Below are 14,292 nucleotides of genomic sequence, written 5' to 3'. Positions count from 1 at the left end.
TTAGGCACGTGTGACATCAAAGGCTATCACCTCTTTAATTGACGACTTGCCCGTCGCTAGCATCACTAACCTGTCTATGCCTAGCGCTACACCCGAACATTGTGGCAAACCATGTGCGAGCGCCGCTAAAAAGCGCTCATCTAATGCCACTTCTGGCAAGCCCATTTGCACTCTAAGCTGGTTATCTTCGTCAAAACGCGCTGCTTGCTCTTTGCTATCGGTGAGTTCATTAAAGCCATTAGCTAATTCCATGCCTTTAAAATACAACTCAAAGCGCCCTGCTACGCGAGTGTCATCAGGATTTAATTGCGCCAATGCTGCTTGCGAGGCTGGAAAGTGATATACAAAACAAGGTGCTTCAATGCCTACCTTAGGCTCGACTTCCATGCAGAATAGCAATTGTAAAAGCGTGTCTTTGTGAGTTTCGTTTGCAGCAATATCGCCATAGCCTTTATCTGTTGCAAGTTGCTGCAGCTCGCTCAAAGAAGCTTCAAGGGGGTCTAGCCCTAGTACATCAATAAAAATATGTTGATAACTGACTGAAGTGGCTTTTTTGCAATTTAAAATAAGCTGCATCAGCGTATCAATCTCGTTCATTAAGTCAAATTCATCAAATCCAGGACGATACCATTCCAACATCGTAAATTCAGGATTGTGATGACGACCCGACTCTTCATTACGGAATGCTTTAGCTAATTGATAAATGGCGCCACTGCCAGCGGCAAGCAAGCGCTTCATGGCAAACTCAGGAGAGGTTTGCATGTACAAAGGCAGCCCTTTGGCATTGCCTGGCCCCACAAACTCAGTCGAAAAAGTCGCTAGATGAACATCTGTCACACTGGCAGCAGATAAGCTTGGCGTTTCAACTTCCATTACATCACGCTCAGCAAAAAACTGACGAATTTTCGCGATAATTACTGCCCGTTGCTTAAGTGTTTGAATATCCGCACTCGGTGCCCAGTTGTTCTCAGACATAATATCTAACTCTTTTATAAATATATTCTAACCATAAAAAATCCCAGCCTAAGCTGGGATTATTTGGTCTCAGAAATAACTGAATGCTACTTCACACGACCTACGTATTCACCGCTACGCGTATCTACTTTCACTACTTCGCCGATTTGAACGAATAGTGGCACACGTACTACAGCACCTGTAGTGAGTGTTGCAGGCTTACCACCAGTACCCGCTGTGTCACCTTTAAGACCTGGATCAGTATCAGTGATCTCTAGCTCTACGAAGTTTGGTGGAGTTACCGCAATTGGGTTACCGTTCCAAAGTGTAATTGTACATACGTCATTTTCAACTAACCATTTTACGTTGTCGCCCATTGCTTTTTCATCAGCCGCGATCTGCTCAAATGTGTCGTTGTTCATGAAATGCCAGAACTCACCGTCTGTGTATAGGTAAGCTAGCTCAGTTTCCATTACGTCAGCACCTTCTACTGAATCACCAGACTTGAATGTCTTCTCAAGTACTTTACCTGAGATCAGTTTACGGATCTTAACGCGGTTGAACGCTTGGCCTTTACCCGGCTTAACCATTTCATTTTCTAAGATGGTGCACGGCTCGCCATCGATCATAATTTTTAGGCCGCCCTTGAACTCGTTGGTGCTATAATTCGCCATCGGTATCCTCTAATCTTCTTTTATCGAGTAATAAACCTGCTAATGATACAAACAAATGAAGTAAATTTGCATAGTAACTGGCAAAAAGAATTGGCAAATGTGGTCACTTGCCCTAAAACTCTAGTAAAAATGCTTGGCATCAACAGTCATTTCAGTGAAAAAGACCTCGAAGCGCGTCGTTTATTCCCGATGCGTGTGCCACTTCCGTTTATAAAGAAGATGCGTTTTGGCGATCCCAATGACCCATTATTACTTCAAGTGCTACCTCAGCACCAAGAGTTTATTACTCAAATTGGCTACAACAAAGATCCTTTAGAAGAACAACAAAGTGCCATACCAGGCTTATTGCATAAATATCGCTCTCGCGTGCTAGTGATGTTTAAAACTGGCTGCGCGGTGAACTGTCGATACTGCTTTAGGCGTCACTTCCCGTATCAAGATAACCAAGTAAACAAGCAAGCTTTGCTCGAAGTGCTTGAGTACTTAAAAAATCACACGCATGTAAATGAAGTCATTTTAAGTGGCGGCGATCCTTTAATGGCCAAAGACAACGCCATTAGCTGGTTTATAGAACAATTAGAGCAACTACCACAAATTAAACGCCTGCGTATTCATAGCCGCTTGCCTGTGGTGATCCCTGCACGTATTACGCCTGAGTTATGCGAGCGCTTTAAAGCGAGCCCGCTAAAAATCATCTTTGTGAATCATATTAATCACGGCAACGAAATTGACGATGACTTTGAACGCGCCATGCAAATGCTCAAACAAGCGAATGTAACACTACTTAATCAAGCGGTTTTGTTAAAAGGGATAAATGACACTGTAGAAGCGCAAGTGGCACTGAGCGAACGCCTATTTGAGGCGGATATTCTGCCTTATTACCTACACTTATTAGACAAAGTCGAAGGCGCAAGTCATTTTGATATCTCAGAAGAGGCTGCGCTTACTTTGATGGCGGGTATGCTGGCTGAGCTACCTGGCTTTTTGGTACCCAAGTTAGTAAGAGAAATCGGCGGCAAAACAAGTAAGACACCGATTGATTTACAGCTGCGCTAATATCAAAAAGTACGATTAAACGTACACGTTAATATTATTGCCTAAAGTTGCTGTGGTTGATTTTGCAGGACTTTGCGCAGCAGCGCTCGACCCTGCGGCTTCAATCAAAGCAAGTGCAGCTTTACCATCTGCTTGTTGTTGCGACTTGGCAAGTTTAGCGCTGTATACTTCGCCACTCTCGCCCGCACCAAACATAGCAGGTAGGTTACTTCCGGAAATATTCATAAGCATATACCTGACTTTTTAGTTGAATCCTCGTACACTATCGGCCGATTTACCGACAACTTTAGGAAAAACATGCAAGCTGTTATTGAAAAACTCAATGAAAATCTAAAAGTCGTTTACCGTCAAGCACTTGATGCTGATAAAAAATTAGATGAATTACAGCAACAAGGGCATGGAAAATTCACTGCATTATTCGATAAAAATGCGGGCTTTGATTTTGAAGCAAAACGCTTCAAGCCTTATGTGTTAGATACCGCCGCTGATGTTGAAGCACTCAGCAAAATGGAAAATTTAGACGAAGAGAAATTAAAAGCCGTGGTGTTTAAGATCCAAAACCTGATTCAATTGCTGGCTACATTTAAATAATACCAACCCTAAAAATAGATCTCTTAATTAAGAGAGATCGGCATAAGCCTCGCGATTTCCCTTCTTAATAGTTACAAAAAAGCTGTCTTACGACAGCTTCTTTGATTACACCGATTATTTAGGCTTGTTGGCCCTTTGCTTATTCGCCCCAACTCTCGGCTTGGTATTGGCTTTTTTAAACTGACTAAACCCGGTATGACGCGTCAGTGCTGGTTTGCCGCCCTTACGAGCTTGTTGCCCATGACCTGTACCTTTTTTGCCACGCTGCGCTTTTTCTTGTCTTGTTTCGTCTGGCACCAAACAATTTGGCCCACCGCCGATTAAATTCGCTTTACCCATGTTTCGAAGCGCTTCACGGATCATCGGCCAACCTGCAGGATCATGGTAACGTAAAATGGCTTTGTGTAAGCGGCGCTGTCTAGCCCCTTTCGGCACACTCACCATTTCTTTGTTGTTCTTTATATTGCGCAGCGAATTCATCTCTGTATGGTAAATCGTCGTCGCATTTGCCATTGGAGAGGGATAGAAGTTTTGCACTTGGTCGAGTTTAAAATCATGGGCTTTTAGCCATAGCGCCATGTTCACCATATCTTCGTCGGTCGTACCTGGGTGAGCCGAGATAAAGTACGGGATCAAGTACTGCTTTTTGCCCGCTTCTTTGGAGTACTTATCAAACAGCTCTTTGAACTTGTCGTATGCCCCCATCCCCGGTTTCATCATTTTTGAAAGTGGACCCGATTCGGTATGTTCAGGCGCAATTTTCAAATAGCCGCCAACGTGATGTGACACCAGCTCTTTTACATAGCGAGGATCTTCAATCGCTAAGTCGTAACGCACACCGGATGCAATAAGGATTTTTTTGATGCCCTTCACATCACGCGCTTTACGATACAAGTTAATCGTTGGCGTGTGATCAGTATCCATATGCTTACAAATATCAGGGAACACACAGGATAAACGTCGACATGTACTCTCTGCCTTTTTGCTCTTACAACGCAGCTTGTACATATTAGCTGTTGGGCCGCCTAAGTCTGAGATAACGCCGGTAAAGCCGGGTACTTTGTCACGAATTTGTTCAATTTCATCTAGAATCGACTCTTCTGAACGGCTTTGAATAATTCGCCCCTCATGCTCTGTAATAGAGCAGAAACTACAACCACCAAAACACCCTCGCATGATGTTTACCGAAGTTTTTATCATATCGTAGGCAGGGATCTTTTCATTACCATATTTAGGATGAGGCACACGCTGGTATGGTAAACCAAATACCATATCCATTTCCTCAGTTTCTAATGGAAAAGCAGGTGGGTTCACCCACACATAACGGTCGCCATGACGCTGATATAACGCACGGGCACAGCCTGGGTTGGTTTCTTGGTGTAAAATACGTGAAGCATGAGCATAAAGCGGCTTATTCACACTTACTTGCTCAAAAGCAGGCAGCTTTACATACGCTTTTTCCCATGGTTTTAATTTTGGCGGTTGAACCACGATAGGTTTGGCTTCTTCTGCTTTTAAGTCTATGCCAGCTTTAGCAAACTCAGATTTACTACAGCCCACATCATCAGCACCGTATGGGTTTGGAATTGGATCTATCTTACCTACTTTATCGATGGCTGTTGAATCACTACCGCGCCATCCATCTAACGGCTCTTTACGGATAACCGCAGTACCGCGAATATTCTGGATCTGGCTAATATCATCACCAGCAGCAATACGATGTGCCACTTCGACTAACGGACGCTCAGCATTACCATAAATAAGAATGTCAGCCTTAGCATCAAAGATAATGCTGCGGCGCACTTTTTCTTGCCAATAATCGTAGTGGGCAATACGACGTAAGCTGGCTTCAATACCACCAATTACCAGAGGTACATCTTTATAAGCTTCGCGACAGCGTTGGCTATATACCACAACCGCCCTATCTGGACGTTTACCACCGACATTACCCGGCGTGTAAGCGTCATCGTGACGCATACGTTTTTCGGCTGTGTAACGGTTGATCATCGAATCCATGTTGCCAGCGGTTACACCAAAGAATAAATTCGGTTTGCCCAGTGACATAAAGGCATCTTTATTTGACCAATCGGGCTGCGCAATAATGCCGACTCTAAAACCTTGTGCTTCAAGTACACGACCAATGACGGCCATGCCGAAACTTGGGTGATCTACATACGCATCACCGGTTACTAACACAATGTCACAGCTATCCCAGCCTAGTTCGTCCATCTCTTGTCGAGTTGTCGGAAGAAAAGGTGCATTGCCATAACATTCCGCCCAATATTTGGGATAGGAAAACAGTGCTCGTTCCGCTTTTAACGCGTTCATGTAAATTGCCCCAATAGAAAAAAGGCGCCGATTATACCGCATATCGAACCATGCTGGAATCTGAAACAGTCGCAGTGAGCTCGCTACGTTTGTTAGTAACGGCTAGGGTGTTGAAAGTAGGAAAGATATTGAGAACAAATTTTAGACAAAAAAATGCCACCTTACGGTGGCATTACACACGGGATTATTTCTACTTTTAGATAGAAATGCTTTACTTCCAACTTCTCATTTTGTGACCTTTTAGGGCATAGAAGAGGATAAATAGATAACATGGTAATAATACCAGGTATGCTGTTTGGCTAGATGCAACTGTTGCTTCAGAACCTTTTGCTAAACCTAGGAAAAGTGGACCAAAAGCACCACCAGCAATACCCATAACTAATAAACCAGAAGCTACACTAGTTAGCTTGCCAAGTCCAGACAAAGCTAATGGCCAAATTGCCGGCCACATGATTGCATTTGCTAAACCACACAATGCCAAAAAGAAAACGGCAAGAGGCACATCACCTACAAACGCAACAGTTCCAAAGATTGGTAGTGTAATTGTGGCTGGTAATCCAATTACAGCTGAAGAGTCGGCAAAAACAATGCAAACTGTCAATAACAAGCCCAAGACTGCTGAAATAGTTAAGGCTTTTTCCTGGGAAATAACTTTAGGGATTAGGAAAATACCTAGTATGTAACCAGTAACCATAAATGTCATGGTTACTGATGTCATAATACTATAATTAGATGCACCAAATTCTAATGCAAAAGAACCGATAGTATCGCCTGCAATTACTTCAACGGCTACATATAAAAATAGAGCTATTACACCTAGGGCTAAATTTGGGTGAGCTAATGCTTCTTTTACGGTACCTGACGACTTGTCTTCACTTTCTTCTTCAATTTCAGGTAGTGGCGCAAATTTAATACCCAATGCAAACAAACCAATAAATGCAGCAAGACCTAGGTAAGGCATCACTAAGTTGCCTGCCATAGCATCTTTTTCAACTTGTGATAAAGGCGCGCTTGAAGCCGCTTCACTAAAGCCACCTAAAACAAGTGCGGTGAATGCTAATGGCGCAATAACACCGGCAAACTTGTTAAGAATACCCATGATACTTACACGCGCAGCTGCCGACTCTTCTGGCCCTAAACGCACTACGTAAGGGTTAACTGCGGTTTGTAGAATAGTTTGCGCGATACCCATAGTAAACTGCGCCACTAAAAATAGCGCAAACACCTGAGTTTTGGCTGCAGGGATATATAACAGAGCTGTTGCCATCATCATACCGATACTGATGGCCATACCGTTTTTGTATCCCACTTTCTTAACAAATTTTGCCGATGGGATAGCAGTAAATGTCACTGCAATATAAAAAGAGAATAAGATCAAAGACGCCTGAATAGGTGTCAGATCAAAAAGTTGCTTTAGATACGGCATTAATGAACCATTCAACCAGGTAACAAAACCCAGAATAAAGAACATCGCCGCAACGATAGCCAAAGGAATGGCATTGCTTTTAGTCGTCGTTGAATTTGACACAGTTGCTTCCATAAACTTCTACTCGTTGTGTGATTTTAATTATGTCAGATTGGCACAATGCCATAAAATTTTTCAGCTTTTTACATCATGTAAACAAAAATGACAGCGCTGACATTTAACTTTACGTTAAAATTTGTTCTATTACTAGCCTTACCAGCTAATTAAAAAAGGGCCATTTGGCCCTTTGTTTGATGGGTAGACTCTTTACTAAAGTGTTAACTGCGTAACACGGCTAAACTTTTTGCCGTTTAATGTTGTGCGTAATTGCACCGCATTTTTACCACTTACAGAAACAGGCGAGGTGTACTCTGACCAAGATTGGCCGCCATCTGTACTGTATTGAATCACTAAGTGTGGGAACGCAGAGTTAGCCACTAGCTGGCCATTTTCTACTTTTGCGCCTGGTACAGGTAAATTGATATTCACACCATCACGATCAAGCTTAGCAAGCTCTTTCACACTCAATGCAGCAGCATAAGTGTGCCAGTCTTTAGCAAATGCCTTTGCTTCAATCTTACTGCCTTCCCAGTTTGCTTTGTGCCAAGCACGCTCAGCAACAGCAAGAATACGTGGGAATACCATGCGGAGAACTTGATCTTCAGTACGGATAGTTTCACTCCACACCTGACCTTGAATACCTAAAATATTTTCTGGCTTCTCAAGTTTCGGTAGCTCACGACCTACTAATGCTTCTAAATTAACAATTGGCTCACGGCTGCGGGTATAGTCGGCATTAGCATAGACATCATCTGGCATGTAGCTAAATGTTTTCTTCGTATCTGTATAACGCGTCGCCCAATAGTAGCCGCGTTCTTCAGGATGCGCTTCATAAGGGTGATCAAAGTACAAGTGCGTACCATGAGATAAAATAACCTGATAGCCATTGTTTGCTAGACGGTGTGCTCTATCTGCCACACCCCACTCCCAGATGTTATCCCATACATTGGCAGTAAATACCTCATTAGGGAATTCATCACGCTTAAACGGGTTAATTTTGTCGTACATTAACCCATCTTCCCACGCACCTGGTGCAATGCCACGTTTAGCAAACATAGTTGCAACACGCTGAGTGAAGTAAGGTTTTAAATCATTTGGACCTGCTACGCCATTATTCGGATCAGCGAACATCGCTTGACACGCCGGTGAACCAACCCAAGAGCCAGCACCAACTTCATCACCACCAAAGTGAAGATTAGTTAAACGCGTACCGGCTTCGCGATACATGTTTTGCAGCTCGTAAGTAACTTTTTCAATAAATGCGTAAGTCGAATCCATACACGCATTCATTGAATTGTCTGTGTAATTTTGAACCGTTAAGTACTGAGACGTGTCTTTAGGGTCAGATAATAGATACGCTTTAGCCTCTTCAGGTTTACCTTCTGCCATTAAGCGATCATAGCGTGCTTCCATCGCGATAATTGAAGCTCGAGCGTGACCAGGACCTTCAATTTCAGGAATGATGTCAATATGGCGCGCTTTAGCAAACTTCAGTAACTCAACGAAGTCCTCACGGCTTAAATAACCATTACCAGTGCCCGACTTAAATGGCCCAGTACCTAACTGAGTTAACAAGCAGCTACGCTCTTCTAAATCGAAACAACGATAACCACCTATGTCTGTTAGCTCTGGCAACCCTGGGATCTCTAAGCGCCAGCCCTCATCTTCAGAGAAGTGCCAGTGGAACTTATTCATTTTGTAACGACCCATCTGTTCAACCATTTTGAACAGCGCATCTTTACCATGATAGTTTCGGCCATTGTCGTAATGCATACCACGCCAAGCAAAACGTGGCGTATCTTCTATCTCTACGTTTGGCACTGACACTGTATTTTTTGCATCTGCAGGGATTAGCGCTAAGAAGCTTTGAATACCGTAAAATACACCCGCATTGTCGCTACCTGTGATAACCACTTTGTCATCATCAATTTCTAGGTGATAACTCTCAGAAGCCACTTTACCATCGACTTTTAGTGCATCATTCACTTTCAAGAAGATAGTCGGCGTTTTGCCTGCTGAAATATGATCGGCTTCAGCTTTAAGGGCCAACCCATAGTCAGCAAGATCTTCTTGGAAAACGGCCACTTCTGACTTTAATCGCCCTGCGAAACGAATTTGCCAATTGCTATCAAGCTCTGCAGTACCGCGGTTGAAATCAACCGAGTGAGGCTTTGGAATAATACGTTTTAGCGCATCTTCTTTGCTTACTTCAATATTGCTTTGATTACGCTCAAAACGAAGCGCTGGAGTAGCAAGTTTTGTTTGATCTTTTGGCTCATTGTAACGATAAAGCTGATTATCACGTTCAAATGGCGCAATAAATGTTGTGAGGTCTTCGGTGTCAGTATTAGCAAAAATTGCTGGTTTTTGTTTGTTACTGACTAAGAAAGCACGTGGCATAAAATCAGAGTAAGAAGCCACCCAAGCCCCCGCTTCAAACTCAACAGCTAAACTTTCTCCAGCCTTTAGGCCTTTAAACTCGTTTGTTGGTACAAATCGGTGTAAGTCACCATTGATGTGTTCAATAGCAATACCTTGGGTATTTACCTGTGAAATTTTACGCACTGAATGCACGTAAATTTGCCAATCACTTTTGCCTTTTGGCAAAGCAACCGACGAATTATTTTGTAAACGCATAGAGCCGATAAAGCTGGCTGCACCGTTATGAAAGTTGTCTTCAACTGCAAAAGTCAATTCTGTACCTTTTGCGAAATTATCTACTTGTTGTTGAGATAAACCAGCTTGAGCAAATAATGGCATTGCAGCCATAATACCCGCTAGAGCAAATTTCTTGTTTATCATTTTAGCTCCTTGGTAAACGTAAAATACGGTCGACTCGCCACTACAATTAGCTTAGGACGACAAAGTAAGAACTGCACGCCTATGTTTATTGCGAGTGCGATTTCCAGTTCAATAATTTCATCATAGTAAATGCAAAATGACAGCGCTATCAAATATTTTCCATAAGCGACTCATAAAATAAAAAAACCCGCAATTTCGCGGGTTTAGATAAATTAAATTTTATTAAATTGCGGTTTTATCTGACTTTTCAGCTTTCTGAGGCAGGATTATTTCATCACTTTTTATAAAAGCGCTTTCTTGCTACTGTCAATTCAAAACGCTAAAGTCATCACTCTTTTATTAACTAGTTGCTGTTTTTTGTAACGCATCAATAATGGCAACATTTGCAGCAGGAAACGCCCTGTTGTTCAGCTCATTTATTGCAACCCACTGTGATGCCTGCCCTTCAAGTCCTGTTGCTTCGCCAGAGAAGTCTTCAACAATATGAATAAACAACTTCACACACTTGTCACCATAGTCATGTTCAATATCAAGCAAACTTTGTGAGCTATGCACGTCGATATTCACTTCTTCTTTTAATTCTCTCGCCAGCGCCTCTGTAACTGATTCACCTGCTTCAATTTTACCGCCCGGGAATTCCCAAAGACCACCTTGATGTTGAGACTCACCACGCTTAGTAATAAATATGTGATCATCACGCTTAATTACGCCAACCGCGACTTCGACTACTTTTTTTGCCATTTTCTTCTCCGATAAAAAAAGCGACTATAAAGTCGCTTTTTAATAATTTACGCGTGTGTGATTATTTTAACTTGCCACAACACTGCTTAAACTTTTTACCTGATCCACAAGGACAAGGCTCATTACGGCCAACTTTTGGCTCTGTGCGTGAAGCCACAACTGCACCTTCAGGTACGTCACCACCAACATGCTCAGCTTCAGCATGCTGATATTCACGCGGAGCTTGCTCTGCACGACGGTGTTGCTCTTCTACTTTCTCAACATCTTCTTCTGCACGAACTTGTACTTTCGCAAGAATTCCCACTACGTCAGTTTTAAGGTTTTCAAGCATTGCAGAGAATAGTTCGAAAGATTCACGCTTATATTCTTGCTTCGGATTCTTCTGAGCATAGCCACGTAAGTGGATACCCTGACGAAGATGGTCCATTGCAGCTAGATGATCTTTCCAATGTTGATCTAGGCTTTGTAACATCACGGCTTTTTCGAAATGACGCAGTACATCTGGGCCTACCATCAATTCTTTTTGCTTGTATGCGCTGTCGATCTCTTCAGTGATACGCTCACGTAATGTCTCTTCGTAAAGCTTATCGTCATCTGCCAGCCACTGAGAAATTGGCAGTTCAATTAAGAAGTCTGCTTTAATACGCTCTTCAAGCGCTGGAATATCCCACATTTCAGCTAAGCTTTGCGGCGGGATGTATTGATCAATCATGCCATTTACAACATCGCTGCGGATAGCTGTAATTGTTTCTGAAATATCGCCTTCTTCAAGAAGCTCGTTACGCTGCTCGTACACAACACGACGCTGGTCGTTTGCAACATCATCATACTCAAGTAACTGCTTACGAATGTCGAAGTTACGTGCTTCTACTTTGCGTTGTGCGTTTTCAATGGCACGGTTAACCCAAGGGTGCTCAATTGCTTCACCACGTTGCATACCCAGTTTACGCATCATGTTTGTCATGCGCTCACCCGCGAAGATACGCATTAGTGCATCGTCCATCGATAGGTAGAAACGGCTTGAACCTGCATCACCTTGACGACCAGAACGACCACGTAGCTGATTATCGATACGACGAGATTCGTGACGCTCTGTACCAATGATATGAAGACCACCAGCCGCAATAACGGCATCGTGAGTTTCTTGCCACTTCGCTTTAATTTCAGCGATTTGTTCTTCAGAAGGGTTTTCTAGCTTAGCCACTTCGCTCTGCCAGTTACCACCTAATACGATATCGGTACCACGACCAGCCATGTTAGTTGCAATGGTTACTTTACCCGGTAAACCTGCATCTGCAACGATGTCTGCTTCTTGGGCGTGGAATTTCGCATTCAGTACGTTGTGTTCAATTTTTTCTTTACGTAAGAACTGAGATAAATACTCTGAACTTTCGATTGAAATCGTACCCACTAGTACTGGCTGACCGCGTTCTTGACAGTCTTTGATATCTGCAAGAATGGCTTCAAACTTTTCATCTTGAGTTAGATAAACTAAATCAGCACGATCATCACGGATCATCGGGCGGTTAGTTGGAATAACAACAGTGTCAAGACCATAAATTGACTGGAATTCGAACGCTTCAGTATCCGCAGTACCTGTCATACCAGATAGTTTTTCGTAGATACGGAAGTAGTTCTGGAAAGTAATAGACGCAAGTGTTTGGTTTTCGTTTTGAATGCGCACACCTTCTTTCGCTTCAACAGCTTGGTGTAAGCCTTCAGACCAACGACGACCTTCCATTGTACGGCCTGTGTGCTCGTCAACAATGATAACTTCGTTGTCTTTTACAACGTAGTCTACGTCTTTTTGATATAGCTTGTGTGCACGAAGTGCTGCATACACATGACTTAACAGCGAAATGTTACCTGCCGAATACAGTGAGTCACCTTCTTCAATCAGGCCATTCTCAGTAAGAAGCTCTTCAACTTTTAACTGACCACGTTCTGTAAGATGTACTTGCTTTGATTTTTCATCAAGGGTGTAATCACCGTCACCTTCAACGCCTTCTTCATCTTCTTTCTCTTGAAGTGTCAGTGATGGCACTATGGTGTTAATACGAGCGTAAAGTTCAGAACTATCTTCAGCAGGACCAGAGATGATAAGTGGCGTACGAGCTTCATCGATTAGGATTGAGTCAACCTCATCCACAACGGCAAAGTGCAATGGACGTTGTACACGTTCTTCAATGCTAAATGCCATGTTGTCACGCAGGTAGTCGAAACCAAATTCGTTGTTCGTACCGTAAGTGATATCTGCAGCGTACGCTTGTTTCTTCGCATCTGGCATCATACCTGGCACATTACAGCCAACAGTTAGACCTAGGAATTCAAATAGCGGGCGGTTTGTTTCGGCATCACGCTTTGCTAGGTAATCATTCACAGTAATAACGTGAACACCTTTACCTGTTAAACCATTCAAGTAGGCAGGTAGCGTTGCTGTAAGCGTTTTACCTTCACCGGTACGCATTTCAGAAATACGACCTTGGTGCAACACCATACCACCGATCATCTGTACATCGAAGTGACGCATACCATAAACACGCTTTGAAGCTTCACGTACCGTCGCAAATGCTTCAGGTAATAAATCGTCAAGGCTAGCACCTTGCTCATAACGCGTTCTGAAATCTGCTGTTTTTGCTTTTAATTCTTCATCAGAAAGTGCGCTAAGTTGTTCTTCTAATGCATTAATTAATGCGACCGTCTTTCTTAGTTTTTTAATCGTTCGGTCGTTACGACTACCAAAAATTTTGGTAAAAATGTTCGCTATCATGTTTAAACCATTTCACTCTAGTGATGGCTGACCGCATATCCACTTTTAGCATTGGATATCAATGGCCACCCTGCGTCCTGTTGGCAGTAAAAGCAATCAAGCCCTACTGAATGCCGAATATAAAATTGCCCCTATCATACCAGACTCACGCTGTCTGCAAACCTTTGAAATGCAATCAAGCAAAAAAGCCTTGGCAATTCATTTGTTCCGCAAGATGGTCCAACTGGTAATTCTCTTTATATGGTGACGACAGGCATAAATTTCAAGCATTTTCACTGACAAGAATCACTTCTCGTCTGTCGTTATACTGGTATACTTGGGTAAGTTAATTTTGAAGTGGTATCTGCTGTATGGCTAAAAATCGCTATGATCCAAAATCCATAGATGAATTGATGGGCAAATGGTCAAACAAGATCACCCAATTCGGTGCAAAAACCGATAGTCTGCAAGTTTTACAAACCGAGCTTGATAAAGCGCTGGGTCCTATCTTGAGTAAAAAGTGTCGCGTGGCAAATTATCGAGATGGCACTTTAGTGATTGAAGCCGTTTCTGCAACATTAGCAACTCGACTTAACTATCTGAAATTAGATATTTTGTCTCATCTTAGACAAAACGGGTTTGCTGAATGCGGACAAGTGAAAGTCACTTCTAACCCCAATGCACAGTTAAGATTAAGTGAGCCCAAACCTAGTATTAAACCACAAAAAAGTAGTCGAACCATGAGCGAAAGTACTGCTGAGCAATTAACAGAGCTTGCAGCGCATGCACCGCCGAGTTTACAAGCAAAACTGCTCAAGCTCGCCACCCACGCGGCAAAAAACAAGCAAAAAAAATGACGCTCAAAAGCGTCA

At 42.8% G+C, this 14,292-nt stretch carries 11 protein-coding genes; 3 read left to right on the top strand and 8 right to left on the bottom strand.

Translation table 11 applies throughout. From position 1 onward, the window contains the following. Together epmA and efp are read right to left on the bottom strand one after the other, a co-directional pair. On the bottom strand, window positions 1-975 hold the full coding sequence (gene epmA / locus ACXAC4_RS01475; protein WP_475158511.1) for an elongation factor P--(R)-beta-lysine ligase: 975 nt from the start codon (window positions 973-975) through the stop codon (window positions 1-3). An 86-nt stretch (window positions 976-1,061) separates the two neighbouring features. Then, window positions 1,062-1,628 (bottom strand): elongation factor P, encoded by a 567-nt coding sequence (gene efp / locus ACXAC4_RS01470; RefSeq protein WP_058028675.1) that lies wholly within the window; start codon window positions 1,626-1,628, stop codon window positions 1,062-1,064. 42 nt (window positions 1,629-1,670) lie between these two features. Here efp and epmB point away from each other — a divergent pair, with 42 nt between their 5' ends. Beyond that, entirely contained in the window at window positions 1,671-2,684 is a 1,014-nt protein-coding gene (gene epmB / locus ACXAC4_RS01465) for an EF-P beta-lysylation protein EpmB (RefSeq protein ID WP_475158509.1), read from the top strand. A gap of 15 nt (window positions 2,685-2,699) precedes the next feature. Here epmB and ACXAC4_RS01460 read toward each other — a convergent pair whose 3' ends face one another. Further along, window positions 2,700-2,909, bottom strand: a complete 210-nt coding sequence (locus tag ACXAC4_RS01460; RefSeq protein WP_475158508.1) for a hypothetical protein — start codon at window positions 2,907-2,909, stop codon at window positions 2,700-2,702. A 72-nt stretch (window positions 2,910-2,981) separates the two neighbouring features. Here ACXAC4_RS01460 and ACXAC4_RS01455 point away from each other — a divergent pair, with 72 nt between their 5' ends. Continuing rightward, complete coding sequence (locus ACXAC4_RS01455) at window positions 2,982-3,275, top strand: prephenate dehydrogenase (RefSeq protein WP_349284707.1); 294 nt, start codon at window positions 2,982-2,984, stop codon at window positions 3,273-3,275. A 114-nt stretch (window positions 3,276-3,389) separates the two neighbouring features. On the opposite strand, the gene ACXAC4_RS01450 is transcribed toward ACXAC4_RS01455, so the two are convergent. The 5 genes from ACXAC4_RS01450 to secA form a co-directional block, all read right to left on the bottom strand. After that, window positions 3,390-5,603, bottom strand: a complete 2,214-nt coding sequence (locus ACXAC4_RS01450) for a YgiQ family radical SAM protein (RefSeq protein WP_475158507.1) — start codon at window positions 5,601-5,603, stop codon at window positions 3,390-3,392. A gap of 211 nt (window positions 5,604-5,814) precedes the next feature. Then, window positions 5,815-7,143: an N-acetylglucosamine MFS transporter NagP gene (gene nagP, locus ACXAC4_RS01445; RefSeq protein ID WP_227009199.1), complete on the bottom strand. Its 1,329-nt coding sequence runs from the start codon at window positions 7,141-7,143 to the stop codon at window positions 5,815-5,817. Between the two features lie 195 nt (window positions 7,144-7,338). Continuing rightward, entirely contained in the window at window positions 7,339-9,930 is a 2,592-nt protein-coding gene (locus ACXAC4_RS01440; RefSeq protein ID WP_475158504.1) for a family 20 glycosylhydrolase, read from the bottom strand. A 339-nt stretch (window positions 9,931-10,269) separates the two neighbouring features. Next, the gene (gene mutT, locus ACXAC4_RS01435; RefSeq protein WP_475158501.1) at window positions 10,270-10,671 is read right to left on the bottom strand and encodes an 8-oxo-dGTP diphosphatase MutT; all 402 of its coding nucleotides are present in this window, start codon (window positions 10,669-10,671) and stop codon (window positions 10,270-10,272) included. Window positions 10,672-10,732: 61 nt separating this feature from the next. Further along, window positions 10,733-13,441 (bottom strand): preprotein translocase subunit SecA, encoded by a 2,709-nt coding sequence (gene secA, locus ACXAC4_RS01430; protein ID WP_475158499.1) that lies wholly within the window; start codon window positions 13,439-13,441, stop codon window positions 10,733-10,735. A 350-nt stretch (window positions 13,442-13,791) separates the two neighbouring features. Between secA and ACXAC4_RS01425 the strand changes: the two genes are divergently transcribed. Then, window positions 13,792-14,277, top strand: coding sequence for a DUF721 domain-containing protein (locus tag ACXAC4_RS01425; RefSeq protein WP_475158498.1), 486 nt, complete (start codon window positions 13,792-13,794; stop codon window positions 14,275-14,277). Window positions 14,278-14,292: the final 15 nt, after the last annotated feature.

This window comes from Pseudoalteromonas sp. AWM4_233 (assembly GCF_056158285.1).
The sequence above is the reverse complement of the archived record's forward strand: the minus strand, read 5'-3'. Positions and strand labels throughout refer to the sequence as shown.